Raw genomic sequence first — 23,114 nt, forward strand, 5'->3', positions numbered from 1 at the left:
CAAAGCGGAGCTGATTGTGTAAATTGCAACTGCTTTCGGGCTTTTCGCACTTGCACAATAGTACGCACCACAGCACATAGAGCGTGCCTTTCAGGCATCCTCTCCTAAACCTTTCACGGCCGGCCCATTTGGGTCGGCCTTTTTTTTGGTAGCGCAATCAGCCTCTCGCGCTCTCTGCAACCCGATCCTATCTCGCGCGCTTCGGTCCCGACAGGGCGACGACAGCGAGGGTTTGCATGGCCGACGAGGAAATCCGCTCCAGGAGGTTGCAGGTCGCCAATGCGCGACCCGAGGACAGCGGCCGCGGCGTAGCGCATGTTCCCCGCGCGATGCTGGGCGCGCTCGGTATTACCGAAGGCGACGTGATCGAGATCGTCGGCAAGCGATCGACCCCGGCCCGCACCGTCCTCCCATATCCGGAGGACGAGGGACTGGAGATCATCCGCATCGACGGCCTTCAGCGCGCCAATGCCGGCGTCGGCTCGGGCGACTTCGTCGAGATCCGCGCCGCCGAGTCGAAGCCCGCGACCCGCGTCGTGTTCGCGCCCGCGTCGCAGAATCTGCGGCTTCAAGGCTCCGCGCTGGCGTTGAAGCGCACCTTTCTCGGTCGGCCGCTGACGCAGGGCGATACGGTTTCGACCGTTGGCCAGCAGCGTGTCGCCAACATCCCCGCCAGCGTCGCGCAGCATCTTCGCGCGCCCGCCTATGCGCTCCAGGAGATCCGTCTCGCCGTGATCGCGACGAGCCCGCGCGGCATCGTCCATATCGACGAGAATACCGAGATCGAGCTGCGGCCCGATTACGAGGAGCCCAAGGACGCGCGCCGCGCCGATGTCACCTATGACGATATCGGAGGCATGCATCAGACGATCGACCAGCTTCGCGAAATGGTCGAGCTGCCGCTCCGCTATCCCGAGCTGTTCCAGCGGCTGGGCGTCGATCCGCCCAAGGGGGTGCTGCTCCACGGCCCGCCGGGCACGGGCAAGACCCGCCTCGCCCGCGCTGTCGCCAACGAATCGGACGCCGAGTTCTTCCTCATCAACGGTCCCGAGATCATGGGATCGGCATACGGCGAGTCGGAAAAGCGGCTGCGCGAGGTGTTCGAGGAAGCGACGCGTGCGGCCCCGTCGATCGTCTTCATCGACGAGATCGACTCGATCGCCCCCAAGCGCGACCGCGTCCAGGGCGAGGCAGAGAAGCGGCTGGTCGCTCAGCTCCTGACGCTGATGGACGGGCTGGAGGCGCGCGCCAACCTGGTCGTCATCGCCGCCACCAACCGGCCGGAGGCGATCGACGAGGCGCTGCGCCGGCCGGGCCGCTTCGACCGCGAGATCATCGTCGGCGTCCCCGACGAGCGCGGGCGGCGCGAGATCCTGGGCATCCACACGCGCGGCATGCCGATCGCCGAGGATGTCGACCTGGATGAGCTGGCGCGCACGACCTATGGCTTCGTCGGCGCCGACCTTGCGGCGCTGGCGCGAGAGGCTGCGATCGACGCGGTCCGGCGGATCATGCCGCGCCTCAACCTGTCCGAGCAGACGATCCCGGCCGAAGTGCTCGACACGCTGTCGGTCATGCGGTCCGACTTCATCGAGGCGCTGAAGCGCGTCCAGCCGAGCGCGATGCGCGAGGTGATGGTCCAGGTGCCGCAGGTGCGCTGGAGCGACGTCGGCGGCCTGGACGAGGCGCAGCAGCGGCTGAAGGAAGGCGTCGAGCTGCCGATGAAGGCGCCGATGGCGTTCAAGCGCATGGGCATCCGCCCCGCGCGCGGCTTCCTGCTCTATGGCCCGCCGGGCACGGGCAAGACGCTGATCGCCAAGGCGGTGGCGCGCGAGGCGCAGGCGAACTTCATCGCCGCCAAGTCGTCCGACCTGCTCAGCAAATGGTATGGCGAGAGCGAGCAACAGATCGCCCGGCTGTTCGCGCGCGCACGTCAGGTGGCACCCTGCGTCATCTTCATCGACGAGCTCGACAGCCTGGTTCCCGCCCGCGGCGGCGGCCTGGGCGAGCCGCAGGTGACCGAACGCGTGGTCAACACCATCCTGGCCGAGATGGACGGGCTGGAGGAGCTCCAGTCGGTGGTGGTGATCGGCGCAACCAACCGGCCCAACCTGATCGACCCGGCGCTGCTGCGGCCGGGACGGTTCGACGAGCTCGTCTATGTCTCGGTCCCCAATGCCGAGGGGCGGCTGCGCATCCTGGAGATCCAGACGCAGAAGATGCCGCTGGCCGGCGACGTCGACCTCGCCTCGATCGCCGATCGGGCCGAGCGCTTCACCGGTGCCGACTTGGAGGACGTGGTGCGCCGCGCGGGCCTGTTCGCGCTGCGAAGCTCGCTCGAGGCCGGCGAGGTGACGATGAGTGACTTCGAGGCGGCACTCGCCGACTCGCGCGCCACCGTCACGGTCGAGATGGAGCAGGAATATGCCCAGATGGCCTCGCGCCTGAAGCAGGATGCGGTCGCGTTGCAGCCGATCGGCTTCATCGCGCCGGGCATGCTCCAGGGGCGTGGCCCCAAGGGCAGCGACTGACGACGCTCAGGCCGGGCGGGTCCCCCTGCCCGGCCCCAGCGCGCGCCAGGCATAGCCGAACAGCAGCAGCAGCGCGGCGGCTGCGAGCCAATAGGGCAGCGGCCGCCACGCCTCGTACAGGGCGACGCCGATCGACGGGCCGAGGATGAAGGCGGCGCCGTTGACCGACGTCACCTTGCCCGCGACCGACCCTTGCGCCGCCGGACCCACCGAGAGCGATGCGCCGGCGGTGAAGCCCGGTCGCAGAAACCCGGACCCCATCGCCGCCAGGCCGTAACCCATGGTGATGCCATAGAGGCTCGACGCGTTCGCCGTCGCCGCGCAGCCGACCGCGCCGAGGCCGCAACCGACGAGCACCAGCCGCGCCGGGCTGAGATCGAGGATCGGGATCAGGCCCCATTGCACCAGCAGCGCGGCCCCTGCCCCCACCATCAGCACGATCCCCGTCGGCCCCAGCGCCTCCACCGGGGGCAGCCCCAGCCGGTCGATGACGAGAAAGCCCATCGTCTGGCCGATCATCGCTTGGGCATGGCCCATCACCAGCCCCACGATCATCCACACGCGAACGCGGGCGTCGAGATAGCCCACCCGCTCCGTCACCGGCTCGGTCGCGGCGGTGACCGCCGCGCCGGACGCCTGGCCGCCGACCGACGGATAGCTCTGGACCGCGCCATGCCCGGGATAGGCGCCCGGCCCGTCCGCCGGCAGCATCCGCCCCGCCGCGATCGCCGTCGCCAGCCCGATCGCGCCGAACACGAACGCGGGCCCGGCAAGCCCGATCTCGACCCCGCCGATGCTGCCGAGCAGCAGATAGGGCGCAAGCGCGGGACCGATGATCGTCCCCAGCCCGAACGCCGAGCCCAGCAGCGCCAGCATCCGCGTCCGGTCCTCCCGCGCGGTCAATCCGGCGACGATCGCCTGGACCGCGGGCGGCGCCGCCGCGCCCAGCCCGCCATAGATCATCCGCGCGCCGACAAAGGTCGCGAACGCCGCTCCCGCCGATAGCCAGCCGTTGATGCCCGCCATCAGGAACACGCCGCAAAGCGTCACCGACGCGGTGAAGCCGGCGATCCCCAGCATCACCATCGCCTTGCGCCCGCGCCGGTCCGAACGGTTGGCCCAGAACGGCGCGGCCACGACCCACAGCAGCGCCGATACCGAGAATGCCGCCGCGACCGCCGTGTCGGCGACACCCAGCGACCGTCCGAGCGCCGGCAGCACCGATTGCAGCGCCGTGTTTCCCGCCGCGATCACCAGCATCACCGCGAACAGCAGCATGAAATTGCGGTCGAGCCGGTCGATGACCTTTCTCCTTTCGAGCGCCATGCATGACACACCCCCGCGCGCTCGCGAAAGCGGGAACCCGGAACCACAGGTGACCTGGCACACCGTCTTCGCAGGCGCACGGCGAAGGTCCGGAACAGCACCCTTCGCTACCCGCTGATCCGGCGGCGGAAATGCGATGCGCCGAACGCAACCGGAATCGCGACGCGATCGTTACAACTTTACGACAGGGGCTTGCCCCGCCATGGTCGCGCCGTTTTCACGATCGAGTAGCCGATGCCTCCCATTTCGACGACGTCCGACGCTCCGGCTGCCACTCTCCCGGTCCGCGGCACGCCTTCGCCCTGGAGCCTGTTTCTCAAGGGCTTTCTGAAGCACCCGGCGATGGTCGGGTCGATCATCCCGTCCTCTGCCAAGCTCGTCCGCCGGATGCTGGCGCCCGTCGACTGGTCCGCGACCAAGCTGTTCGTCGAATATGGCCCGGGCGTGGGCACGTTCAGCCGCGCGATCCTCGACCAGATGGCGCCCGACGCCGTCTATATCGCAATCGACACCAACGCCGATTTCGTCCGCTATCTTCGCCAGACGATCCGCGACGACCGCATGCGCGCGGTCCATGGCTCGGCCGCCGATGTCGAGCGGATCGTCGCCGATCACGGCTTCACCGCCGCCGACTATGTGCTGTCGGGCCTCCCCTTCTCGACGCTGCCGGCGGGGGTGGGCGACGCGATCGCCGATGCGACCGCGCGCGTGATCCGGCCGGGCGGCGCGTTCCTCGTCTACCAGTTCGCGCCCAAGATCGCCGAGCTGCTGGCGCCGCGCTTCGACGCGATCGACCATTCCGTCGAGTGGTGGAACATCCCGCCCGCCAATCTCTATTGGGCGCATCGCGCCGGCGATTGAAGTCGGGGTACGCACGCCACACATTCGGCGCATGGAAAAGCTCACCCTGACCGACGCCGAGTGGCGCGACCGCCTGACCCCCGTCCAGTATCATGTGCTTCGCGAGGCGGGTACCGAGCGGGCCTTCTCCGGCGCGCTCAACGACAACAAGGCGGACGGCCTCTATTACTGCGCCGCCTGCGACAACCTGTTGTTCGACAGCGACGACAAATATGATTCCGGCTCCGGCTGGCCGAGCTTCACGCGCCCCGTCACCGAGGATGCGGTCACCGATCACGAGGACAGCACCCACGGCATGCGCCGCGTCGAAACGCGCTGCGCCCGGTGCGACGGGCATCTCGGCCATGTCTTCCCCGACGGGCCGCCGCCCACGGGCCTTCGCTATTGCATGAACTCGGTCTCGCTCGACTTCCGGCCGCGTTCAGGCGACTGACAGCGGGGCCAGTCCAAGGCGGCGCTTGTGAACCCGAACCAGCCCGCCTAATCGCGTCAGGCGATGCCCCCGTCCAAGCCACGCAAGCCCGCCGTCCCGCGCTGGCGCCGTATCCTCAAATGGACGGCGATTTCCGGCGCGGTCGCGGCCATGGTCGGCCTGCTCGCGCTCGTCATCGCGGTCTATACCGCGCGCGCCTCGCTTCCCAGTTTCGACCAGCTCAAGTCCTCGCCCAACGGCCAGATGATCCGTGTCCATGCCGCCGACGGCACGGTGATCGTGTCGCTCGGGCCGAGCTATGGCGAGTGGATTCCCTATCGGAACATTCCGCTGGTGATGCGCCAGGCGATGGTGTCGGTCGAGGATCGCCGCTTCCGCTCGCACTGGGGCGTCGATCCGATCGGCATCGGCCGCTCGATCAAATACGCGTTCGAGCGGCGCGGCACCGGGCGCCGGCTCCAGGGCGCGTCGACCATTACGCAGCAGGTCGCGCGCACCGTCTTCCTGTCGAACAAATATGATTTCGGGCGCAAGCTGCGCGAGATCATCCTGGCGCTCGCGATGGAGCGCAAATTCTCGAAGGACCAGATCCTCGAGCTCTACCTCAACAAGGTCTATTTCGGCGGCGGCGCCTACGGCATCGACGCCGCCTCTCGCCGCTTCTTCCAGCATCCCGCCTCCAACCTGACGCTGTCCGAGGCGGCGGTCGTCGCCGGGCTGGTCAAGGCGCCGAGCCGCTATTCGCCCACCGCCGACGCCGAGGCCGCGGTCGACCGCGCCGGCGTCGTTCTCGACCTGATGGTCGAGACGGGTGCGATCAGTGCGTCGGAAGCCGCCAGCGCCGAGCGGACGCAGGTCAAGCTCGCGCCCGAGCCCAAGCAGAACAGCGTCCGCTACTTCACCGACTGGGCGCTCCCCCAGCTCGAGATGCTGATCGACGAGACGCAGGCGCCGCTCGACGTGTGGACGACGCTCGACCTGTCGATGCAGGCGGCGGGCGACCGCGCGATCCGCGCGCATGCGCCCGGCGGCGCGCAGGGCGCACTGGTGGCGCTCGACCGCGACGGCGCGGTGCGCTCGATGGTCGGCGGCAAGGATTATGTCAGCTCGAACTACAATCGCGCAACGCAGGCGGCGCGTCAGCCGGGGTCCGCGTTCAAGCTGTTCGTCTATCTCGCCGCGCTGGAGGCGGGCGCCAAGCCCGACGACCAGGTGGTCGACGAGCCGGTGACGATCAACGGCTGGAGCCCGCGCAACAATTCCGGCCGCTTCTCGGGCGCGATGGATCTGCGCTCGGCGTTTTCTTATTCGATCAACACCGTCGCGGCGAAGCTCGGTCAGCAGGTCGGCTTCGGCGCGGTCGCCGACATGGCGCGCCGCTTCGGCATCACGACGCCGGTCAACACCCGGCCGGCGATGGTGCTGGGCAGCAGCGAAGTGCGCGTGATCGACATGGCGCGCGCGATGGCCAGCGTCGCCAACAAGGGCGTGGCCGTCACCCCCTATGGCATCACCCGCGTCACGACAAACGGCCAGGTGATCTACAATCACGAGGTCGATACCTCGCGTGTCCTGGTCGCACCGTTCGTGGCCGCACAGATGACCGACCTGCTCCAGTCCGCCGTCGCCATCGGCAGCGGCCGCGCGGCGCAGATCGGTCGGCCCGTCGCGGGCAAGACGGGCACGACCACGTCGAACAAGGACGGCTATTTCTTCGGCTTCTCCAGCGGCATCACCACCGCGGTGTGGATGGGCCGCGACGATGCCAAGCCCGTCGCCGGCCTCCAGGGCGGCCGTGCGCCGGCACAGGCGTTCGCCGAGTTCATGAAGACCGCCGTCGCCAAGCGGCCCGTCGAGCAGTTCGAGACGCAGGTGACGCTTCCCGAATGGCAGGTCGAACCTGACGAGGAGAGCTATTACGGCCAACCCGACAATGGCGTCTTCGTCGATCCCGACGGCAATCCACTGAGTCAGCCGGCACCGCCGGGGCAGGGCGACTATGTAATCCCGGGCGAGGAAGGCGACGAGCCCGCGCCGCCCGAGGCGCAGAATGGCGAGCGGCTGGACCGCGAATGGATCGAGCGGGCGCTGGGACGAGAGCCGGGCGACCGCCGTGCGCCGCCGCCGCGTGAGTATCGCCGCCCGCCGCCCGTCGTGCAGGGCGATCCGCGCCGCTATCCGCCGCCGGCCGATCCGGACGACGACTTCCCCAACCAGTGAAGGCCCGCGCCGTGACGGCGCAGCCATGCCATCGCCGGTCGGGGGTCGGTGCCGAGCAGCTCGGCCTCCAGCGCATGGAACGCCGCGCCGTGATTCATGTGGCGGCGATGCGCGACCTCGTGCGCGACGACGAAGCGGCGGACATGGGCGGGCGCGAGGATCAACCGCCAGCTATACCGGATCGTCCCGTCCGACGAGCAGCTCCCCCAGCGCGCCCGCGGATCGCCGATCCCGACGCGTTCGACCGCCACCCCTGCGCGAGCGGCGATCGCCATCGTCTCCGCGGTGAGCAGTGCGAGCGCCTCGCGCTTCAGCCAACGCTCGGTGCGCCCTGGGAAACCCTCAAGCGGACCGCCCACGACAAGTCGGTCACCGTCGCGTGACGGCGTCCGTGCCGCCCCTTGCCGCCAGTCGAGCGTCAGCGCCTCATCACCGAACGGGATCACCGCTCCCGGCACGAACGGCACCGCGCGCGGCAATCGCGCTCGCTGCGCCTCGATCCACGCGACCTTCTCCGCCGCCCAGGCCAAGCCGTCGCGCTTGGATGCGCGCGGGGGCAAGGTCAGGCGCACGGCGCCGCTTGCAGGATCGACCGACAGCCGCATGCGGCGTGCGCGCGGGTGTCTGACGACCTCGATATCGGGGATCACAACTCGCGATCGATCAGGTGATGCTCGAAATCGCCGGCATCGTCCTCACTGACCGTCCAGCCGCGCACCGACTCGCCGGCACGGTGCACCGCCTCGGGGTCGCCGCAGACGAGGTGATGCCATTCGGGCAATGGCAGCCCCTCGCCGCGCAGTCGATACGCACAGGTCGACGGCAACCACGCGATGCCGTTCAGCACCGCCCGCGCCGTCAGCCGCACGCAATCGGGCACATAGGCGCGGCGGTTGCGATAGTCGCTGCACTGTGCGGTCTCGCGGTCGAGCAGCCGGCACGACACGTTGGTCGCAGCCAGTTCGCCCGTATCCTCGTCCTCCAGCTTGTGCAGGCAGCACTTGCCGCAGCCGTCGCACAGCGCCTCCCACTGAGAGCGGTCGAGCTTGTCGAGCGGCGTATCCTCCCAGAAGCGGCCGGTCACGACACCCATTTGGTCAGCGTCTCCGCCACCTTCTCTCCGCTCTCGTCGGCGGGGACGAGCGCGATCGGCTTGCCCGCGCCGTCGATCAGATAGGTCTGGCGGCTATGGTCCATCAGGTACGCGCCCGGCGTCACCCCCTCCTTGCGCGCGGCAAAGATGGCGAATGCCTTGCCCACCGCGGCGATCGCCTCGGGCGAGCCGGTCAGCGCGACGGTGCGCGGGTGGAAGTTGGAGACGAACTGCTTGAGCGCGGCAGGCGTGTCCCGCTCCGGATCGACGGTGACGAACACCGGCACGACCTTGGCCGCCCGCGCCGGGTCGCTCGCTTCGAATGCCTTCAGCCCCGCGGTGATGTTGGCCATATCGACGGGGCAGACGTCGGGACAGAAGGTGTAGCCGAAATACATGATCCGCCACTTGCCGGCGAGTTGGCTGTCGCCGAACGGGCGGCCGTTCTGGTCGGTGAGCGTGAACGGCCCGCCAATCCGCGCGCCCTCCAGCGGCGGCGCTTCGGCAGGGGCGGCATTGCAGGCGGCGAGGGCGGCCAGGAGGCTCAGCGGCGCCAGCCAGCGGCGAAAACGACGATCGTTCATGGCATCGCCAGCCATGATCTGTTAGCCGGTAATCCGCAAGCCACCGCCCCCGACAGGAACGTTTGCCCGTGAAGAAGTTCGTCCTCGCCGCCCTGATGCTGACCGCCATCGCCGCGCCCGTCTCAGCCCAGCAATTCTCCGACAGCTACAAATTCCTGGAAGCGGTGCGAAAGGCCGACGGGACCAAGGTCAACGAGATCCTGGGCGCGCCCGGCCAGACGATCATCAACACGCGCGACCGCGTGTCGGGCGAAGGCGCGCTCCACATCGTCACCCGGCGCGGCGATGCCACCTATCTGCGCTTCCTCCTTCAGAAGGGCGCCAATCCCGATATCGGCGACAGCCGCGGTGAAACTCCGCTGCTGATCGCGGTCGGCAACGGCTTCGACGAGGGTGTCGAGATCCTGACGCGCTACAAGGCGAACGTCGATGCCGCGAACTCCAGCGGCGAAACCCCGCTGATCCGCGCGGTGCAGATGCGCAAGTTCGAGCTGGCCCGCCAGCTCCTCGCCGCGGGCGCCGACCCCGACAAGACCGACATCGCCGCCGGCATGTCCGCACGCGACTATGCCAAGCGCGACACCCGTTCGCCGGCGATCACCAAGCTGCTGGCGGACGCGCCGAAAAAGGCGGCGCGCCGCTCGACGGGGCCGGTGCTGAAGTAAGAGCGGGGCGGGACTGCCCGCCACACGTGCTTCGACAAGCTCAGCACGAACGGGGAAGGGTTACTTACCTCGATAGCTGCGGTGTCGATCGAGCCCCCACACACCGTTCGTCCTGAGCCTGTCGAAGGACGTGTCGGGAGCACCGCGCTGCCCGCAAAACCGGAACCTTAGAACCCCGTTTCGGCCGCAACCCCGTCCGGATCGATCGCCGCCATCGTTCGCCGTGCGGCGCGCCGCGCCAGCGCCAGCGTACACCGCTTGCGGGTGGGCGCGGGAAGGGGATGGGTGGCGGGCTCGCGCAGCACCGCGGCGTCATAGCGGTCGGCGACGATCACCCCCGTCCGCTCGGGCAGGAACGCCGGTCCGTCGAGCGGCCGCGTATCGAACCCCTCTGGCACCGCCCAATAGAAGCGGTCGCAATGGCCGAGATAATCGGTCCATTTGTTGTCGCCGAGCAGGTCGGCGCGCGATACCTTGATCTCGACGATGACCAGCCGACCCGCGGCATCCAATCCCATCAGGTCGGCGCGGCGTCCGCCCTCGAGCGGCATCTCCGCGATCGCCATCACGTCGTGCCGCACGAGCAGGCGGCAAACGCCGCGCGCGACATCGGCGGCGATCATCGGCGAAAGCGGCAGGTCGGGTAACGTCGCCATTACCCGACTTTAGAACAAGTCAGGAACGCTGAAAAGGCTCAACGATAGAAGATGTGATTGCCGAGCATCGCCACCTTGGCGCGGTTCCAGCTGGGCGACACATGGCGCGCGTGGAAGAACAGCGCGTTGCCCGCCTTGCTTTCCCACAGCTCGCGCTTGGCGACCTGCGCGACGGCAACGGCGGTGCGCCATGCGGTGCGCGAGGGCTCGACGCCCGGCAGGCGCCCGCCGCGCACGAAGCTGAACTGGCCGCGCTGGGTCAGCACCTTGCAGACGTCGGTGGGGAAGCGACCAGACCGGGTACGGTTGAGGATGACTTCGGCAACCGCGAGCTGGCCGTGGAGCGGCTCGCCCTTCGCCTCGTAATAGATGCCGGTGGCGAGACAGCGAAGCTCGCGGTCCATCGCCTCGGGCATCGCCTGGGCGGCGACGGCATCGCGAAGCGTGTCGAAATCGGTCTGGGCGGCGGCCGTCGTCGTGGCGGCGCTGGCTTCGGCGGGTTCCTCGCGCGTCCATTCCGCGGGCACGATCGGCGACGGGGGCGTCGGAACCTGAGTGGGATAGGGGGCGTTCATTACCTGCCCCGCAACGCCGAGCGCAAAGCCCGGCGTGGATGCGCAGACGGAGACGCCCGCGCAGAATGTCACCGCCGCAATCATGGCGGCGCGTGCCCAAGAGATCATTTCGGATCGGTCATATGCGGTTGGTGCGCGGCACGGGCGGTTCGGCACCAATCGGTGCCGTCGTCTCGTACCGGGCTTCCCCCCGACTGCGTCACCACCGGGATCGCACCCCGCCGGCACAACGCGCTCAAAACAGGTTCGCGCCTATCCTTGTGCAGTGCGGCAATGTCAACCCGAGCCGATCGTTTCGTCGGCGAAGCGCTCGCCCTCTGCGACGTCGACCTCCACGACCCACAGATCCGGGTCGCGCGCGCGGCGGCGTTGCCAATAGTCGGCCGCCTCGATCGCGTCGGCGTGGCTCGGACCCGACTCGATCAGCTTGCCCGAGTCGATCAGGCCGCGTTCGCAAAACCGCGGGTGTTCACCGCGGTCGAGCAGCAGGATCAGGATCGCGCCGGCGGTCGGATCGCCCTTTGCCAGCACCATCGCGCTACCCCCCGCCAGGTGCACGCGCCGGACCAGGGCCGACACGCGCACCGCGCTGGTCAGCCGGGTCACGGCCTGGCGTAACCGGGAAGCGAGGCGAGCGCGATGCGGCTGCGCATGAAGGTGCCGGTGCCGCGCGCCGCCTCCTCACCCTCGGCATCGATCAGGCGCGCATCGGCGACGAACACGCGCCGACGACCGCTGATCCAGCGTCCCTCCGCCACCACGTCTCCCTCGCCGAGCGGGCGGGTGAACAGGAGGTTGAACTGCGTGGTCAGCACGAAGCGGTCGGTGACGAGGCTGTTGACCGCATAGAAGGCGGCATCGTCGAGCAGCTTGAAATAGCTCGTCCCGTGCGCCGCGCCGCCCGCATGGAAATAACGATGGTCGATGGTGAAGCGGATGCGGGCGACGCCGGGGTCGGTGATCTCCAGCTTCGATTCGAACAGCTGGTTGATCGGCGCGGCGGCATAGAGCGATTCGAGCGCACGGAAATGCGACGCCTCACCGCCGCCCGCGCCTTCAGGCGGCATCGCGCGCCTCGACACCGGTCAGCAAGGCATAGATGGCATCGCGCGATCCGGCGCCGCGCAGCTTCTCGGCAAACGCCGCATCGCGCAGCCGCCGCGACACCCGCGCCAGCGCCTTCAGATGCTCGCCGCCCGCGTCCGCAGGGGAGAGCAGCAGCATGACGAGATCGACGGGCAGGCCATCGACCGCCTGGAAATCGACGGGCGTGGCCAGCCGCGCGAACAGGCCGCGCACCTCGCCCAACCCCTCGATCCGCGCATGCGGGATCGCGATGCCGCCGCCGAACCCCGTGGTGCCCAGCTTCTCGCGCGCGGTCAGCCGCTCACCCACGACCCGCGGGTCGAGGTCGATGACCTCGCCCGCGGCGTTTGCGAGTTGCTGGAACAGCGTCTTCTTGTTGCCGGCGGCCAGGTCGACCAGCACGGCATCGGGCGCGATCAGGTCGCTAAGGTCGGTCACTTCAGCCTGCGCGGTTCGGCTCGACCCAGCCGATCGTCCCGTCATGGCGGCGATAGACCATGTTGTAGGCGTCGGTGCCCGTGTTCTTGAACAGCAACGCGTTGGTGTTGCGCAGGTCGAGCATCATCACCGCATCGCTGACGCTCGCCGAGGGCACGTCGACCCGCGTCTCGGCGATGACGAGGGGGGCGTCGGCCACTTCCTCTTCCTGATCGCCGCCATCGCCGAACACGGTATAGCCCGCGTCATAGCCGGTATTGTCGTAGCCGAGCGATTCCGCCGCGGCGATCACCTGGCCCGCATTGCGGTCCTTCAGGCGGCGCATGTAGCGGCGCAGCTGCTTCTCGATCTTGTCGGCGGCGCCATCATACGCGCCATGCGCGTCCTGGCCGGTGTTCGAGCTCTTCAGGATCAGGCCCTGCATCACGTGCGCGACGATGTCGCAGGTGAAGCCATGGTCGTGCGGCCCCTTGCCGAACACCACCTGGGCCGAGATCGCGCGCGAGAAATATTTCTCGGCGATCGCCTGAAGACGGTCGGTCACGTGGCTCTTGAGCGCATCACCGGTTTCCACCTGATGTCCCGAAACACGGACTTCCATCTTCTTTCTCCTTCTTGTTGGGCGCCGTCGAGCCGATCAGCTCGCGGCGACGGGATCGGCCGGTCCCCAGAGCGGGTCCTTGAGGCCAGCAACAAAGGTTGCGTGGCGTTCGAGTTCCGCGGGGCTTGCCGAGAAAACGCGGGGCGGCCGTGCCGGTGGCCGCGAAACGACGGTGATCGGTATGGCGGCCGCATCGACGATGGTCTCGGCGACCAGGCCCAGCCCGATCTGCCGCCCGCCGGTCAGCTCGACATAGACCTGCGCCAAAAGCTGCGCGTCGAGCAGCGCGCCGTGCAGCACGCGCCGGCTGCGATCGACGCCGAAGCGCGAGCAGAGCGCATCGAGGGTATGCTTGGCGCCGGGCAGCCGCTGGCGCGCGATCGCCAGCGTGTCGACCATCCGCGTCGTGCAGACGAGCGGCTTGCCGCAACGCCCAAGCTCGCCATTGATGAAGGCGAAGTCGAAGCCCGCATTGTGCGCGACCATCGGCGCGTCACCGATGAAATCGAGCAGCTCCTCGCAATGGTCGTGGAAGCGCTTCTTGTCGGCAAGGAAGGCGTCCGACAGCCCGTGGACCGCCTGCGCCTCGGCCGGCATCGCGCGGTCGGGATTGAGATAGACGTGGAACACGCGCCCGGTCTCGACACGGTTGACCATCTCGACGCAGCCGATCTCGACGAGGCGGTCGCCGCCGGGGAAGCTCAGGCCCGTCGTTTCGGTGTCAAAGACGATTTCACGCATGCTCCCTTATCGACCCTGCGACGAAGCGAGGCAAGCGATGAGGGCCTGAACCGCGGCGCGGGTCGCCTCGATCGAGCCACCGGTCGGGACGACATGGTCGGCGCGCGCGCGCTTTTCGGCGTCCGGCGTCTGGCGCGCGAGGATCGCCTCGAACCTCGCCTCGGTCATGCCGGGGCGGGCGAGGACGCGGGCGCGCTGGACCTCGGGTGGGGCGGAGACGACGACGATCCGGTCGACGTCGCGCCAGCCCGCCTTTTCGAACAGGAGGGGAATGTCGAGCACGATCAGCGGCGCGTCTTCATGCTCGGCCAGAAACGCCTCACGAGCCGCAGCGACGGCCGGGTGGACGATCGCCTCCAGCCGGGCGAGCGCGGCATCGTCGCCGAAAACCGCGGCGCCGAGCGCAGTCCGGTCGATGCCGGCGGGCCCGGTGGTGCCGGGGAACGCCGCCTCGATCGCGGGGAGCAGCGCGCCGCCCGGACCTTGCAGCTTGTGCACCTCGGCATCGGCATCGAAGACGGGAACGCAGGCGTCACGAAACATCGCCGCGACGGTCGACTTGCCCATGCCGATCGAGCCGGTCAGGCCCAGTTTCATCATGCGGTCAGGCGCTGCCGCAGCTCGGCATCGCGATCACGCGGCGGCGCGGCGCCGAAGCACAGCTCGAACGCCGCCGCCGCCTGGCCGATCAGCATCTCCAGCCCGTCGATCGTCGCCAGGTCGCGCGCGCGGGCGGCGGCGAGCAGCTCGGTCTCGAGCGGTGCATAAACGATGTCGTACACGACCGCGTGGAGGGGCAGGGGGTCGAGGTCGAGACGAAGCGGCGGCTGTCCGATCATGCCGAGCGGGCTGGCATTGACGACGAGATCGGCGGGCGGCAGCGGCGCGGCGAAGTCGACGACGTCGCCCTTCAGCCCGAACTGCGCGAGCAGTCCTGCGCCTTTCAGCGGATTGCGCGCCATCAGCGTCACCGATCCGATGCCGATGCGGGAAAGCGCGAACAGGATTGCGCGAGCGGCGCCCCCCGCGCCGATCACCACCGCATGGCCGCCGGCCAGGTCGGTGTCGGCCAGCGGTGCATAGAAGCCCGCCGCATCGGTGTTGGTGCCGACCAGCTTGCCGTCGTCATCCCGAAACACGGTGTTGATCGCGCCGATCGACGCGCGAACATCGCCCGGATCGGGTACATGGTCGAGCGCGGCTTCCTTGTGCGGGATCGTCACGTTGCACCCGCGCCAGTCTGGATCTTGCGCCCGCTCCGCGAAGAAGGCGCCGAGACCATCGGCCGGCACCTGGGTACGGCCATATTCGCCCTCGATGCCGAGCGCGTCCAGCCAGAAGCCGTGGATCATCGGCGACTTGGAGTGCTCGATCGGATCGCCGATCACTTCCGCGCGCATCATGACGCCATCACCCCGCGGGTCCGCAGATAGCCCAGCAGCGGCAACAGCGGCAGGCCGAGCACGGTGAAATGGCTCCCCTCCACGCGGCTGAACAGCTGCACGCCCGGTCCCTCGATCCGGTAGCAGCCGACGCAACCCGAAATCGCCGGCCACTCGGCGTCGAGATAGGCGTCGATGAACGCGGGCGAGAGCGGGCGGACATGCATCCGCGCGCGCTCGACATGGCGCCACACTGGCTGCCGCCCCTCGACGATCACCGCCGCGCTCCAGAGTTCGTGGACGCTGCCCGACATCGCCGACAGATGCTCGGCGGCATCGTCGCGGCTGACCGGCTTGTCGAGCAATCGCCCGTCGGCCAGCGCGACGATGGAATCGCAGCCCAGCACCAGCCCCGGCACACCGAGCGTCCCCACCTTGGTCGCCTTGAGCTCGGCCAGCGCATCCGCGGTATCTCGCGGGCTCATCGCCTGCGCCGCGAAGCTCGCCTTGGCGGCGTCCTCGTCGACCAGGGCCGCGACCGCTTCGAACGGGACGCCCGCATCGGTCAGCATCGCGCGCCGGCTGGCACTCTGGGAAGCGAGCGTCAGCCTCATTTGCCACGATGCTGCTGATAGAGGGTGATGACCGCCGCCGCCGTCTCCTCGATCGAGCGGCGGGTGACGTCGATCACCGGCCAGCCATTGTCGGCGAACATCCGCCGCGCGAACGCGACCTCGCGCGACACGGCTTCCTGGTCGACATACGGCGTTTCGGGCGCCTGGTTGAGGCTGAGCAGGCGATTGCGCCGCACCTGGATCAGCCGGTCGGCACTGGTGGTCAGGCCGACGACCATCGGGTTCTTGAGGTGGAACAGCTTGTCGGGTGGCGGGCTCTCGACGACGATCGGGATGTTGGCGACCTTGTAGCCCCGATTGGCGAGATAGATGGAGGTCGGCGTCTTCGACGACCGGCTGACGCCCGCCAGCACGATCTCGGCCTCCTCCCACTCCTCCCAATTGACGCCGTCGTCGTGCGCGATGGTGAACTGGATCGCATCGACCCGCGCGAAATAGGCCGCGTCGAGCATGTGCTGGCGCCCCGGCCGCGCCTTGGCCTGTTGCCCCAGCAGGCTCGACAAGGCCGCATTCACCCCGTCGAGCGGCGCAACTGCGGGCAGTCCCATCGCCCGGCACCGCGCCTCCAGCGTCCGGCGCGTGTCGGCATTGACCAGGGTGAACAGGACGAGACCGGGGTTCTGCGCAATCTCCTGAAGGATGCGTTCCAGATGCGCCTCGGATCGCACCATCGGCCAGAAATGCCGCAGCGTCTCGACATCATCATACTGGGCGAGCGCCGCCTTGGCGATGTTCTCCAGCGTCTCTCCGGTCGAGTCCGACAGGAGGTGGAGGTGCAGGCGGTTCACCGGCTGGACCGATCTGTGGACAACATGGGGGCAGGCGCTAGCGCAACTTCGCGCCCCCGCCAAGGCGTGGACAACCACCCCATTCGTCCCCAATCCACCAACATTCCCTGCCCGGCATATGGTTCCCATCCCCACCCTGTGGAAAACGTGGACGGGGTTTCCGAATCCAAGTGGTTCTGCGGGGCCGCCGGGGTCAAGCTGTTGGCATATCCGGCAGCGCGGCCTAAGCCACGAAACCCACGCGCCATCCTCTTTCAACATCCATCTAGATTCTTCTTTATAGTTTGAAGGAAGCCCGTTTGCGCCGTCCCGACACTCACCGGTCCCTGCTCGCGACGCTCAAGGGCGAGCGACAGGCGCGTCCCCCGATCTGGCTCATGCGACAGGCGGGCCGCTACCTCCCGGAGTATCGCGCGCTCCGGGCAGAGAAGGGCGGCTTCCTGGCGATGGCGATGGATCCGGCCGCGGCGTGCGAGATCACGATGCAGCCGATCCGCCGCTTCGGTTTCGACGGCGCGATCCTGTTCTCCGACATCCTGACCGTGCCGATGGCGCTGGGCCAGAAGCTGTGGTTCGAGACCGGCGAGGGGCCTCGGCTCGCGCCGCCGCTGACCGATGGCGCCGCGATCGATGCGCTGGCGCCGGGCGCGGCCGACACGCTCGACCCCGTCTATGCCGCGGTCCGCACGATCGACGCGGTACTGCCGGCCGAGACGACGTTCCTGGGCTTTGCAGGCTCTCCCTGGACGATCGCGACCTACATGATCGCGGGGCAGGGGAGCCGCACGCAGGAAGCCGCCCGGCGCCTCGCCTATGCCGATCCGGCGGCCATGGCGCGGCTGGTCGACCGCATCGTCACGGTGACGATCGACTATCTCGCCCAGCAGCACGAGGCCGGGGCGGAGGCGGTGCAGCTGTTCGACAGCTGGGCCGGCAGCCTCAGCCCCGAGCAGTTCGAACGCTGGGTGATCGCCCCCAACCGCGCGATCGTCGCCGGGCTTCGCGCGCGCTGCCCCGACCTTCTCATCATCGGCTTCCCGAAAGGGGCAGGGGCCAAGCTTGCCGACTATGCCGAACAGGTCGGCGTCGACGCGGTGGGGGTGGACGAGACGATCGCACCGGAGTGGGCCGCGCGGTTCCTGCCCACAGGAATGCCGGTTCAGGGCAATCTCGATCCGCTCGCGCTGATCGCCGGCGGCGACACGCTGGCGCGGGCGATCGACCGTATCCTGGCGGCGTTCGAGGGGCGGCCGCACGTCTTCAACCTGGGACACGGCATCCTGCCCGACACGCCGATCGCGCATGTCGAGGCGCTGCTCGAGCGCGTGCGCGGCGTCCGCTGATGGGCTTTCTCGGCGCCGCCTATCTGTGGGTGAAGGCGGCGCACGTCGTCTTCGTGATCTTCTGGATGGCGGGGCTGTTCATGCTCCCCCGCTATCTCGTCCATCATCAGGAGGGTCTGGCGATCCCCGGTGAGCCCGAGCGCTGGGTTCGCCGTGAGGCGCTGCTCCGCCGCATGATCCTGACGCCGTCGATGGTGATCGTGTGGGTGCTCGGCCTGACGCTGGCGGTCAATGCGGGCTTGCTGGAGGGGCAGCCGGGGCTCGGCTGGCTCCATGCCAAGCTGCTGCTGGTCATCGCCCTCAGCGGCTATCACGGCTGGGCGGTCGGCTATGCGCGCAAGCTTGCCGCGGGTCGCCCCACGCTGGCGCCGCGTACGCTTCGCCTCGTCAACGAAGTCCCGGCGCTTGCCGCGGTGCTGATCGTCGTGCTCGCCGAAGTGAAGCCGTTCTGATCGCCGCCCGCGATTGACTTGACGCGGGGGCGCGCTTATCTCCTTTGAACGTGTAGCGTTGCCGTTCCGGCGACCCCTCGCACGTCCTTCCTCCAGCATCGACGCCGGCGCACTCGCCGAGCCGCACGACGCCACCCTCCCAACGCCCGCACCGGACGACCCCAATGCACCTCAAGGATTTGAAGAAGAAGACTCCCGCCGAACTGGTCGAGATGGCCGAGGCATTGGGGGTCGAAGGCGCGTCGACGATGCGCAAGCAGGACCTGATGTTCGCCATCCTCAAGGTCCAGGCCGAGAATGGCGAGCAGATCATGGGCCTCGGCACGATCGAGGTGCTGCCCGACGGCTTCGGCTTTCTGCGCAGCCCGGAGGCGAATTACCTCGCCGGTCCCGACGACATCTACATCTCGCCCAACCAGGTCCGTAAGTTTGGCCTGCGCACCGGCGACACCGTCGAGGGCGAGGTTCGCGGGCCCAAGGACGGCGAGCGCTATTTCGCACTTACCCGCCTCATCAGCGTCAATTTCGACGATCCGGATGCGGTCCGCCACCGCGTCAACTTCGACAATCTGACGCCGCTCTATCCCGAGCAGAAGCTCAAGCTCGACCCGTTCGACCCGACGCAGAAGGACAAGTCCGCGCGCGTCATCGATATCGTCAGTCCGCAGGGCAAGGGCCAGCGCACGCTGATCGTCGCGCCGCCCCGCGTCGGCAAGACGGTGATGCTCCAGAACATCGCCAAGGCGATCACCGACAACCACCCTGAGGTGTTCCTCATCGTCCTGCTCATCGACGAGCGGCCCGAGGAAGTCACCGACATGCAGCGTTCGGTGAAGGGCGAGGTCGTCAGCTCGACCTTCGACGAGCCGGCGCAGCGCCACGTTCAGGTCGCCGAGATGGTGATCGAGAAGGCCAAGCGCTTGGTCGAGCACAAGAAGGATGTCGTTATCCTGCTCGATTCGATCACCCGTCTCGGCCGCGCCTACAACACCGTGGTGCCGAGCTCGGGCAAGGTGCTGACGGGCGGCGTCGACGCCAACGCGCTCCAGCGGCCGAAGCGCTTCTTCGGCGCGGCGCGTAACATCGAGGAGGGCGGCTCGCTCTCGATCATCGCCACCGCGCTGATCGATACCGGCAGCCGCATGGACGAGGTGATCTTCGAAGAGTTCAAGGGCACCGGCAACTCCGAGATCGTCCTCGACCGCAAGGTCGCCGACAAGCGCATCTTCCCGGCGATGGACGTCGGCAAGTCGGGCACCCGCAAGGAAGAGCTGCTCGTCGAAAAGCCGATCCTGTCGAAGATGTGGGTGCTTCGCCGCATCCTCATGCAGATGGGCACCATCGATTCGATGGAGTTCCTGCTCGACAAGATGAAGGATTCGAAGACCAACGAGGACTTCTTCGACTCGATGAATTCCTGAGATCGAGCGCGCCCCGGTGCAATGCTTGCACCGGGAGACGCACCGATCCGGCCGGCGGAGCAAAGCTCCGACCGACGACGCGGCCTCGCCGCGGCGGTACCGAAATCATCCGAGTTCTGAACCGTTCACACAATCCACGGCGCGGGCCTCTTGCTCGCGCCGTTTCCTCGTCTAGGACCGTGGCATGCTCGACCTGATCTACAGCGCCGCCGCCGCGACCGGTGGCATCGGTTCGCCCGCCGAAATCTGGCAGCACATCCTGGCCGATTTCTCGAACATCACCGAACCCGCGGCGCTCGCGGCGTTCGGATCGGTGCTGATGATCGACCTGGTGCTGGCCGGCGACAATGCGATCGTCGTGGGTGCGCTGGCTGCCGGCCTGCCTGCCGATCAGCGCAAGAAGGTCATCCTGATCGGCATCGGCGCGGCGCTGATCCTGCGCATTGCCTTTGCGCTGGTGGTCAGTTGGCTGATGGGGATCGTCGGCCTGATCTTCGCCGGCGGTCTGCTGCTCCTGTGGGTCAGCTGGAAATTCTGGCGCGAGATCCGGGAGGGCCAGCACAGCGAGGGTTCGCCCGAGATCAGCGGCGACGAGGCGTCAGGCCTCAAGCCCGCCAAGAGCTTCGCCAGCGCCGCCTGGGCGGTTGCGGTCGCCGACGTGTCGATGAGCCTCGACAACGTCCTGGCGGTCGCCGGTGCCGCGCGCGAGCATCCTGGCATCCTCGTCATCGGATTGCTGCTGTCGGTGGCGCTGATGGGCCTTGCCGCCAATTTCATCGCGCGGCTAATCGATCGCTATCGCTGGATCGCCTATTTCGGCCTGGCGGTGATCGTCTTCGTCGCGCTCAAGATGATCTATGAAGGGTGGGTCGGCACCGGCGACACGCTGGGGATCATCAGCTTCTTCAATTGATTGGAAGGGGGAGCGGGACGACCGCTCCCCCTTTTCGCATCAGCCGAGATGCTCGGCGAAGAAGGCCTTGGTCCGCGCATCTGCCCGGTCCGCGGCCTCTGGTGAGCGGCGGTTTCCGACCTCGGTCGCAAAGCCGTGATCCTCACCCGGATAGTCGTGCAGCGTGACGCGCGGATGGTCGTCCAGCCCCTCGTGCATCTTTGCCTGCGTTTCCCGGTCGACGAACCCGTCATCGCCGGCGATGTGGAGCATCAGCGGCCGCGCAATGCCGTGCTTCTCGCCCAGCAGTCCGTCGATCCCGACCGCATAATAGCCGACCGACGCATCGCTGTCGGTCCGCGCCGCGGTCATATAGGCGAGCCGTCCGCCCAGACAGTAGCCGACCACCCCGACCTTGCCGCCGTCCCCCAATCGCGCCCGTGCTGCGCGGATCGTCGCCTCGATATCGCGGATCGCGCGGTCTTGGTCGAACTGGCCCATCAGCTCGAGGCCGCGCTGCATCTCCTCCGGCACGTCGGGGTCGAGCTCGATCCCCGGCTCGATCCGCCAGAACAGGTCGGGCGCGATCGCCAGATAGCCGTCGGCGGCGAGCCGATCGCACTTCTGGCGGATGCCGCGATTGACGCCGAAGATCTCCTGAATGACGACGATCGCGGCCCGCGCGCGACCGTTCGGCTCGGCGATATAGGCATCGAAGCGGCCTTCGCCGTCCAGCGTGTCGATCTCGATCATCATCGTCCCCTTGGTTGCGTGCGCGGCCACAACGCGCCTATCGTCGCCGGGTTCGTCGATGGCCGGAGTGCAGCATGAAAATCAATGTCGAGGTCGACTGCACCCCCGAAGAGGCGCGCCGCGCCATGGGCCTGCCCGACTTCACGCCCGTGCACGAGCGCTATGTCGCGATGATCCAGGAAACGATGGAGAAGGGCGCCAGCCCCGAACTGATCGAGTCGATGATGAAGAGCTGGGCACCGATGGGGGAGGCGGGGATGACCTTCTGGCGCCAGATGTTCGACATGTCGGCAAAGCTGCCTCGCGACTGACCGTGCCCGACACGATCGTCGCGCTGTCGAGCGGGGCACCGCCGGCAGCGATCGGCGTCATCCGGCTGAGCGGCCCGCAAGCGCTTGCCGCCGCGCGATCGATCGCCGGAACATTGCCCGCGCCGCGAGAGGCCAGGGTTAGGCGACTGCGGCAAGGGGCGGAGACGCTCGACCAGGCCATCGTCCTCGTCTTTCCCGGGCCCGACAGCGCGACCGGCGAAGACCTTGTCGAGTTCCATGTCCATGGTGGGCAGGCCGTGATCGCGGCGGTCGAGGGTGCGTTGCTGACGTGCGCCGACGTCCGCCGCGCGGAGCCGGGCGAGTTCACCCGGCGCGCACTGACCAACGGACGTATCGACCTCAATCAGGCGGAAGCGTTCGCCGACCTGCTCGCCGCCCAGACGCAGTCGCAGCATCGTGCAGCAATGCTCGCCAGCGAAGGTCTGCTGCGGCGCAGCATTGACGAGCTGACGGATCGTTTGGTTGGGATCGCGGCGAGCATCGAACTCGCGCTGGACTTCGCCGATGAAGACGACGCCGGCGAGTGGGATGCGTCGAGTGTCGATGCAGAGCTTGCGGTGCTTGAGAGCGACACGTGCGCGTGGCTCGCCCGACCAAAGGTTGAAGCGCTCCATCGCGGATTTCGGGTGGTCATCGCGGGGCGGCCGAACCGCGGCAAGTCGACCTTGTTCAACGCGTTAGCTGGCCGGGATGCCGCGATTGTCTCGCCGATCGCCGGCACGACGCGCGATCGCATCGAGGTGCCGGTGGCGCATGAGGGCGTCGCCTTCGTGCTGGTGGATACCGCCGGATTGGCGACGGATACGGATGACGAGATCGAAGCGATCGGCATCGTCCGTGCCGAAGCCGCAATCGAGACTGCTGACGTCTTGCTTTGGCTTGAGGCCGATGCCGCAGCGCCGCGGGACGATGCGATTCGAGTTGTCTCCCAGATCGATCTGCCGGGTTGCAGCATCCCTGATGACGCTGTCGGCGTGTCCGGCGTCACCGGTGAGGGACTAGCAACTTTGTGGGCAGCCATCCACGCGCGCGTAGAAAGCCTGATGCCACCGATGGATGGTACAGCACTCAATCAGCGTCAGCATGATCTGCTCACGCGGGCGGTAGTTGCAATTTCGGCTGCGCAGGGCGTTGCTGATCCTCTCGTCAAGGCCGAGGAGGTCCGGCGGGCGCGGCACACACTCGACGCAATTACCGGCACTGCCGGAACCGAAGCAATGCTCGACGCGCTGTTCGGACGGTTCTGCATCGGCAAATAGCGTTGTTCCACGTGGAACGTTTTGACGCTTTAGCGTCCGACGCGTAA

The 23,114-nt window shown here is 68.0% G+C and carries 27 protein-coding genes; 11 read left to right on the plus strand and 16 right to left on the minus strand.

The genetic code is table 11. The annotated features are described in order from the left end of the window. The first annotated feature begins 236 nt into the window (after window positions 1-236). Window positions 237-2,531, plus strand: coding sequence for a CDC48 family AAA ATPase (locus tag RS883_RS01660; protein ID WP_315762021.1), 2,295 nt, complete (start codon window positions 237-239; stop codon window positions 2,529-2,531). A gap of 6 nt (window positions 2,532-2,537) precedes the next feature. Here RS883_RS01660 and RS883_RS01665 read toward each other — a convergent pair whose 3' ends face one another. Then, window positions 2,538-3,857: an MFS transporter gene (locus tag RS883_RS01665; RefSeq protein ID WP_315762023.1), complete on the minus strand. Its 1,320-nt coding sequence runs from the start codon at window positions 3,855-3,857 to the stop codon at window positions 2,538-2,540. A 234-nt stretch (window positions 3,858-4,091) separates the two neighbouring features. Here RS883_RS01665 and RS883_RS01670 point away from each other — a divergent pair, with 234 nt between their 5' ends. The 3 genes from RS883_RS01670 to RS883_RS01680 all read left to right on the plus strand — a co-directional run bounded on the left by RS883_RS01670 (window position 4,092) and on the right by RS883_RS01680 (window position 7,371). Next, window positions 4,092-4,718, plus strand: coding sequence for a class I SAM-dependent methyltransferase (locus RS883_RS01670; RefSeq protein ID WP_315762025.1), 627 nt, complete (start codon window positions 4,092-4,094; stop codon window positions 4,716-4,718). A 31-nt stretch (window positions 4,719-4,749) separates the two neighbouring features. Next, entirely contained in the window at window positions 4,750-5,151 is a 402-nt protein-coding gene (msrB, locus tag RS883_RS01675; protein WP_315762028.1) for a peptide-methionine (R)-S-oxide reductase MsrB, read from the plus strand. 63 nt (window positions 5,152-5,214) lie between these two features. Further along, a complete protein-coding gene (locus RS883_RS01680) occupies window positions 5,215-7,371 on the plus strand; it encodes a transglycosylase domain-containing protein (RefSeq protein WP_409977371.1) in 2,157 nt (718 codons plus the stop codon). Here the strand turns inward: RS883_RS01680 and RS883_RS01685 are convergent. Genes RS883_RS01685 through RS883_RS01695 form a run of 3 tightly spaced genes read right to left on the minus strand, consistent with a single transcriptional unit; the run spans window position 7,326 to window position 9,063 of the window. Continuing rightward, on the minus strand, window positions 7,326-8,021 hold the full coding sequence (locus RS883_RS01685) for a SprT family zinc-dependent metalloprotease (protein WP_315762030.1): 696 nt from the start codon (window positions 8,019-8,021) through the stop codon (window positions 7,326-7,328). The two genes, RS883_RS01680 and RS883_RS01685, sit on opposite strands and share 46 nt — an antisense overlap. Then, window positions 8,018-8,464, minus strand: coding sequence for a YcgN family cysteine cluster protein (locus tag RS883_RS01690; RefSeq protein WP_315762032.1), 447 nt, complete (start codon window positions 8,462-8,464; stop codon window positions 8,018-8,020). Before RS883_RS01690 ends, RS883_RS01685 begins: the two co-directional genes overlap by 4 nt. Then, window positions 8,452-9,063 carry an SCO family protein gene (locus tag RS883_RS01695; protein WP_315762034.1) on the minus strand — a complete coding sequence of 204 codons (612 nt, stop codon included), beginning with the start codon at window positions 9,061-9,063 and terminating at the stop codon, window positions 8,452-8,454. The genes RS883_RS01690 and RS883_RS01695 overlap by 13 nt, the downstream gene beginning before the upstream one ends. A 53-nt stretch (window positions 9,064-9,116) precedes the next feature. On the opposite strand from RS883_RS01695, the gene RS883_RS01700 reads away from it, so the two are divergent. Then, window positions 9,117-9,713 carry an ankyrin repeat domain-containing protein gene (locus RS883_RS01700; RefSeq protein WP_315762036.1) on the plus strand — a complete coding sequence of 199 codons (597 nt, stop codon included), beginning with the start codon at window positions 9,117-9,119 and terminating at the stop codon, window positions 9,711-9,713. Window positions 9,714-9,880: 167 nt separating this feature from the next. Here the strand turns inward: RS883_RS01700 and RS883_RS01705 are convergent, their stop codons facing one another. From RS883_RS01705 to RS883_RS01755, 11 genes are all read right to left on the minus strand, one after another. After that, complete coding sequence (locus RS883_RS01705; RefSeq protein ID WP_315762038.1) at window positions 9,881-10,369, minus strand: MmcB family DNA repair protein; 489 nt, start codon at window positions 10,367-10,369, stop codon at window positions 9,881-9,883. Window positions 10,370-10,407: 38 nt separating this feature from the next. Beyond that, entirely contained in the window at window positions 10,408-10,944 is a 537-nt protein-coding gene (locus RS883_RS01710; RefSeq protein ID WP_315762040.1) for a cell wall hydrolase, read from the minus strand. Between the two features lie 276 nt (window positions 10,945-11,220). Beyond that, a complete protein-coding gene (locus RS883_RS01715) occupies window positions 11,221-11,550 on the minus strand; it encodes a DUF1491 family protein (RefSeq protein WP_315762042.1) in 330 nt (109 codons plus the stop codon). Beyond that, on the minus strand, window positions 11,547-12,011 hold the full coding sequence (locus tag RS883_RS01720) for a PaaI family thioesterase (protein ID WP_315762044.1): 465 nt from the start codon (window positions 12,009-12,011) through the stop codon (window positions 11,547-11,549). The genes RS883_RS01715 and RS883_RS01720 overlap by 4 nt, the downstream gene beginning before the upstream one ends. Then, the gene (locus RS883_RS01725; protein ID WP_315762045.1) at window positions 12,001-12,468 is read right to left on the minus strand and encodes a PTS sugar transporter subunit IIA; all 468 of its coding nucleotides are present in this window, start codon (window positions 12,466-12,468) and stop codon (window positions 12,001-12,003) included. The genes RS883_RS01720 and RS883_RS01725 overlap by 11 nt, the downstream gene beginning before the upstream one ends. A 1-nt stretch (window position 12,469) precedes the next feature. Beyond that, the gene (gene hpf, locus RS883_RS01730; protein WP_315762048.1) at window positions 12,470-13,069 is read right to left on the minus strand and encodes a ribosome hibernation-promoting factor, HPF/YfiA family; all 600 of its coding nucleotides are present in this window, start codon (window positions 13,067-13,069) and stop codon (window positions 12,470-12,472) included. Window positions 13,070-13,105: 36 nt separating this feature from the next. Further along, the gene (gene dnaQ / locus RS883_RS01735) at window positions 13,106-13,810 is read right to left on the minus strand and encodes a DNA polymerase III subunit epsilon (RefSeq protein WP_315762050.1); all 705 of its coding nucleotides are present in this window, start codon (window positions 13,808-13,810) and stop codon (window positions 13,106-13,108) included. Window positions 13,811-13,816: 6 nt separating this feature from the next. Continuing rightward, window positions 13,817-14,410 (minus strand): dephospho-CoA kinase, encoded by a 594-nt coding sequence (coaE, locus tag RS883_RS01740; RefSeq protein WP_315762052.1) that lies wholly within the window; start codon window positions 14,408-14,410, stop codon window positions 13,817-13,819. Next, window positions 14,407-15,213, minus strand: coding sequence for a shikimate dehydrogenase (locus RS883_RS01745; RefSeq protein ID WP_315762054.1), 807 nt, complete (start codon window positions 15,211-15,213; stop codon window positions 14,407-14,409). The genes coaE and RS883_RS01745 overlap by 4 nt, the downstream gene beginning before the upstream one ends. After that, window positions 15,210-15,806 (minus strand): nucleoside triphosphate pyrophosphatase, encoded by a 597-nt coding sequence (locus tag RS883_RS01750; RefSeq protein ID WP_315762056.1) that lies wholly within the window; start codon window positions 15,804-15,806, stop codon window positions 15,210-15,212. Before RS883_RS01750 ends, RS883_RS01745 begins: the two co-directional genes overlap by 4 nt. Continuing rightward, the gene (locus tag RS883_RS01755) at window positions 15,803-16,615 is read right to left on the minus strand and encodes a pyruvate, water dikinase regulatory protein (protein ID WP_315762058.1); all 813 of its coding nucleotides are present in this window, start codon (window positions 16,613-16,615) and stop codon (window positions 15,803-15,805) included. Before RS883_RS01755 ends, RS883_RS01750 begins: the two co-directional genes overlap by 4 nt. 299 nt (window positions 16,616-16,914) lie before the next feature. Here RS883_RS01755 and hemE point away from each other — a divergent pair, with 299 nt between their 5' ends. From hemE to RS883_RS01775, 4 genes are all read left to right on the plus strand, one after another. Further along, window positions 16,915-17,958: a uroporphyrinogen decarboxylase gene (gene hemE, locus RS883_RS01760; protein ID WP_315762060.1), complete on the plus strand. Its 1,044-nt coding sequence runs from the start codon at window positions 16,915-16,917 to the stop codon at window positions 17,956-17,958. Then, a complete protein-coding gene (locus RS883_RS01765; RefSeq protein ID WP_315762062.1) occupies window positions 17,958-18,410 on the plus strand; it encodes a CopD family protein in 453 nt (150 codons plus the stop codon). Before hemE ends, RS883_RS01765 begins: the two co-directional genes overlap by 1 nt. 164 nt (window positions 18,411-18,574) lie before the next feature. Continuing rightward, entirely contained in the window at window positions 18,575-19,831 is a 1,257-nt protein-coding gene (gene rho / locus RS883_RS01770; RefSeq protein ID WP_315762064.1) for a transcription termination factor Rho, read from the plus strand. A gap of 184 nt (window positions 19,832-20,015) precedes the next feature. Next, the gene (locus RS883_RS01775; RefSeq protein WP_315762066.1) at window positions 20,016-20,744 is read left to right on the plus strand and encodes a TerC family protein; all 729 of its coding nucleotides are present in this window, start codon (window positions 20,016-20,018) and stop codon (window positions 20,742-20,744) included. Window positions 20,745-20,783: 39 nt separating this feature from the next. Here the strand turns inward: RS883_RS01775 and RS883_RS01780 are convergent, their stop codons facing one another. Next, window positions 20,784-21,476: a dienelactone hydrolase family protein gene (locus RS883_RS01780; protein WP_315762068.1), complete on the minus strand. Its 693-nt coding sequence runs from the start codon at window positions 21,474-21,476 to the stop codon at window positions 20,784-20,786. A gap of 74 nt (window positions 21,477-21,550) precedes the next feature. Here RS883_RS01780 and RS883_RS01785 point away from each other — a divergent pair, with 74 nt between their 5' ends. Then, window positions 21,551-21,787, plus strand: coding sequence for a DUF6489 family protein (locus RS883_RS01785; RefSeq protein WP_315762070.1), 237 nt, complete (start codon window positions 21,551-21,553; stop codon window positions 21,785-21,787). 2 nt (window positions 21,788-21,789) lie between these two features. Next, window positions 21,790-23,067, plus strand: coding sequence for a tRNA uridine-5-carboxymethylaminomethyl(34) synthesis GTPase MnmE (gene mnmE, locus RS883_RS01790; protein WP_315762072.1), 1,278 nt, complete (start codon window positions 21,790-21,792; stop codon window positions 23,065-23,067). Window positions 23,068-23,114 lie beyond the last annotated feature (47 nt).

This window comes from Sphingomonas sp. Y38-1Y (assembly GCF_032391395.1).
Classification (GTDB): Bacteria; Pseudomonadota; Alphaproteobacteria; order Sphingomonadales; family Sphingomonadaceae; genus Sphingomonas.

What these genes read in the sequence shown, in the direction of transcription:
- RS883_RS01660 (WP_315762021.1), top strand. Translation starts at nt 237, where the DNA reads ATGGCCGACGAGGAAATCCGCTCCAGGAGGTTGCAGGTCGCCAATGCG.
- RS883_RS01665 (WP_315762023.1), bottom strand. Translation starts at nt 3,857, where the DNA reads ATGGCGCTCGAAAGGAGAAAGGTCATCGACCGGCTCGACCGCAATTTC.
- RS883_RS01670 (WP_315762025.1), top strand. Translation starts at nt 4,092, where the DNA reads ATGCCTCCCATTTCGACGACGTCCGACGCTCCGGCTGCCACTCTCCCG.
- msrB (WP_315762028.1), top strand. Translation starts at nt 4,750, where the DNA reads ATGGAAAAGCTCACCCTGACCGACGCCGAGTGGCGCGACCGCCTGACC.
- RS883_RS01680 (WP_409977371.1), top strand. Translation starts at nt 5,215, where the DNA reads ATGCCCCCGTCCAAGCCACGCAAGCCCGCCGTCCCGCGCTGGCGCCGT.
- RS883_RS01690 (WP_315762032.1), bottom strand. Translation starts at nt 8,464, where the DNA reads ATGGGTGTCGTGACCGGCCGCTTCTGGGAGGATACGCCGCTCGACAAG.
- RS883_RS01695 (WP_315762034.1), bottom strand. Translation starts at nt 9,063, where the DNA reads ATGGCTGGCGATGCCATGAACGATCGTCGTTTTCGCCGCTGGCTGGCG.
- RS883_RS01705 (WP_315762038.1), bottom strand. Translation starts at nt 10,369, where the DNA reads ATGGCGACGTTACCCGACCTGCCGCTTTCGCCGATGATCGCCGCCGAT.
- RS883_RS01710 (WP_315762040.1), bottom strand. Translation starts at nt 10,944, where the DNA reads ATGAACGCCCCCTATCCCACTCAGGTTCCGACGCCCCCGTCGCCGATC.
- RS883_RS01720 (WP_315762044.1), bottom strand. Translation starts at nt 12,011, where the DNA reads ATGCCGCCTGAAGGCGCGGGCGGCGGTGAGGCGTCGCATTTCCGTGCG.
- hpf (WP_315762048.1), bottom strand. Translation starts at nt 13,069, where the DNA reads ATGGAAGTCCGTGTTTCGGGACATCAGGTGGAAACCGGTGATGCGCTC.
- dnaQ (WP_315762050.1), bottom strand. Translation starts at nt 13,810, where the DNA reads ATGCGTGAAATCGTCTTTGACACCGAAACGACGGGCCTGAGCTTCCCC.
- coaE (WP_315762052.1), bottom strand. Translation starts at nt 14,410, where the DNA reads ATGATGAAACTGGGCCTGACCGGCTCGATCGGCATGGGCAAGTCGACC.
- RS883_RS01745 (WP_315762054.1), bottom strand. Translation starts at nt 15,213, where the DNA reads ATGATGCGCGCGGAAGTGATCGGCGATCCGATCGAGCACTCCAAGTCG.
- RS883_RS01750 (WP_315762056.1), bottom strand. Translation starts at nt 15,806, where the DNA reads ATGAGGCTGACGCTCGCTTCCCAGAGTGCCAGCCGGCGCGCGATGCTG.
- RS883_RS01765 (WP_315762062.1), top strand. Translation starts at nt 17,958, where the DNA reads ATGGGCTTTCTCGGCGCCGCCTATCTGTGGGTGAAGGCGGCGCACGTC.
- rho (WP_315762064.1), top strand. Translation starts at nt 18,575, where the DNA reads ATGCACCTCAAGGATTTGAAGAAGAAGACTCCCGCCGAACTGGTCGAG.
- RS883_RS01775 (WP_315762066.1), top strand. Translation starts at nt 20,016, where the DNA reads ATGCTCGACCTGATCTACAGCGCCGCCGCCGCGACCGGTGGCATCGGT.
- RS883_RS01780 (WP_315762068.1), bottom strand. Translation starts at nt 21,476, where the DNA reads ATGATCGAGATCGACACGCTGGACGGCGAAGGCCGCTTCGATGCCTAT.
- RS883_RS01785 (WP_315762070.1), top strand. Translation starts at nt 21,551, where the DNA reads ATGAAAATCAATGTCGAGGTCGACTGCACCCCCGAAGAGGCGCGCCGC.